1 protein-coding gene and 2 pseudogenes are annotated in these 2174 nt (G+C 71.6%); 2 read left to right on the forward strand and 1 reads right to left on the reverse strand.

Going from position 1 to position 2174, the window contains the following annotated elements; all coding sequences use genetic code 11:
• A pseudogene (locus IE271_RS40675) lies at positions 1–422 on the forward strand (helix-turn-helix domain-containing protein); the annotation flags it as partial.
• A gap of 180 nt (positions 423–602) precedes the next feature.
• Entirely contained in the window at positions 603–944 is a 342-nt protein-coding gene (locus IE271_RS43170; protein ID WP_229919980.1) for a flavoprotein, read from the forward strand.
• Between the two features lie 34 nt (positions 945–978).
• On the opposite strand, the pseudogene IE271_RS40690 reads toward IE271_RS43170, so the two are convergent.
• A pseudogene (locus IE271_RS40690) lies at positions 979–2076 on the reverse strand (IS701 family transposase); the annotation flags it as partial.
• Between the last annotated feature and the right edge of the window lie 98 nt (positions 2077–2174).

Consider the following 2174-nt stretch of genomic DNA (forward strand, 5'->3'; position numbering starts at 1 on the left):
CCGTACCCGCGCTCCTGGACCGGGCCGCCCAGCACGCCGCCCGGCTGGACGGCGCGAACAACGCCCTGTGGTCCGCGTTCAACGCGGCGAACGTGTCACTGTGCCGGCTGGCCGCACACGTACAGCTCGCCCAGGGCGCCGAAGCGGTCGCGGTGGCGACCGCCATGCCCGCCCCGGATATCGACCAGCTGCCGCGCGAGCGCCGCGCCCACCGCCTGGTCGACCTCGCCCACGCCTATATCCTGGCCGGACAGCACACCAAGGCGGTCGACGCACTGCTGGCCGCAGAACGGGAAGCGGCCGAGGAAGTGCGCTCATGTCCGCGCACCCGCCGGCTGATCGAGGAACTGTCCCTGCTGGACACCGGGAGCGCCGAGGCACGCCTGCGGGCACTCGCGGAGCGCTGTGGACTGCCCCGGTGACTGGCACCCTGTATCCGATCTCCAGCGCCGCCCCGCCCGCCCGGACATCACCACCGGCATCGTCGCCGCGCAAGAACGCGGCTGGGACGTCTGCCTGGTCCTCACCCCGCCGGGCACCGGTGGGCGGTCGAGAACGGCGACAACGAAATCGACGCGCTCACCGCTCTCACCGGCCACCCCGTGCACCACCAGTACAAGCTGCCCTCGCAGGGCGACGTACTGCCCGACCCGGACGCGCTCCTGGCCGCGCCCTGCACGCTGAACACGTTCACCAAGTGGGCCGACGGCCACGCCGACACCCTCGCCCTGAGGCTCCTCACCGAGGGCCTGGGACTCGATCACCTGCCCACCGTGACGCTGCCCTACATCAACGCCGCCCAAGCCCGCCACCCCGTCCTGCCCCGCGCAGTAGCCACCCTGCGCGCAGCCGGCGTACACGTCCTGCTCGACGACGGCACCAGCCAAGGCAAGGGCTTCCGCCCCCACCCGCCCAAGCACGGCGACGTCCACGCCTACCCTTGAAACCTCGCCCTAGTACTCCAGTCTGGCTTCTGATCTACCCGGTGGGCTCGTCGGCGGTCCGTCGTCGGTAGTAGCTGCGTCGGGCTGTTGCCTGGTGCCGTCTGCGCCAGAGGGACCAGCTCAGTAGCCTAGCCGCGGTCACGGCCGGCGGGCGGAAGACGGCCGTGAGGCGGCGGCGGATCTCCGGAACGGTCAGGGCGATCGGATCGCTGTCACGAGCGGGCTGACCTGCGGTGGCAGGCTGCTGGGGTGCCGCGTCGGCGGCGAGGGCGGTCAGGAAGGCCAGGGCGAGCATGGCGAGCGTGATGTGCCGGTGCCAGGAGGTTTAGTGCCGCACCTGGTAGTGGTCGAGTCCGACCTGGCCCTTGGTGGCCTGGAAGCACTCCTCCACGCTCCAGCGGACGCCGGCGACGCGGACCAGTTCGGACAGCGGCACTGTGGCAGGTGACCAGCACAGATAGAAGGCGAGTTCGCCGGTGGTCCGGTTGCGTCGGATGAGCAGATGACGGTGGCGGTCGGTGCCGGTGTGGATCCAGGCCCAGTCGTAGTGGCGCGGGCCCTTCGCCCCGTGGCCGGCACCGTGCCGCTGCCAGGCCGTGGCGGGCAGGCGGCCGGCGACGGTGTCCGCGCGGGCCAGGGTGCGGCCGTGGTTGATGCGGACCCGGGGCGAGCAGGCGACGGCCAGCACGTAGCCGGTGCCGCGCGTCTCGAGGGCGGCACGGAGCTTGGGGTCCTGGCCGTAGGCTTCGTCGGCGGTCACCCAGGAGGCGGTGGCGCCCGCGTCCAGCGCGGCGTCGATCATCTCCGTGGCCAGACGGGGCTTGGTGGCGAACTGCACCGTCGCGGGGATCCCGGCTGCCTCGCGACGCTCGGCGTCATCGGACCAGGAGTCTTCCGGGAGGTAGAGCCGACGGTCGATCAGGGCCCGCCCCCGGCTGGTGGCCAGGGCGAGGAACACACCGACCTGGGCGTTCTCGATGCGTCCGGCGGTGCCGGTGTACGGCCGTTGCACGCCTGCCGAGGCGGTGCCCTTCTTCACGAAGCCGGTTGCGTCGACGACGAGGACCGCGCCGTCGGTGCCGAGGTGTTCCGTGGTGTAGGCGCGCAGGTCGTCGCGGACGGCATCGGCGTCCTAGGGACCGTATCCAGTTGCGATCAATCTGCGGGATCCGGTCTCGCGGCACGGCGTGAGCCGGTAGACCTGATGTCATGACGCAGGTGCAACTGAGC

The organism is Streptomyces minutiscleroticus, assembly GCF_014650875.1.
GTDB classification, from domain to species: domain Bacteria; phylum Actinomycetota; class Actinomycetes; order Streptomycetales; family Streptomycetaceae; genus Streptomyces; species Streptomyces minutiscleroticus.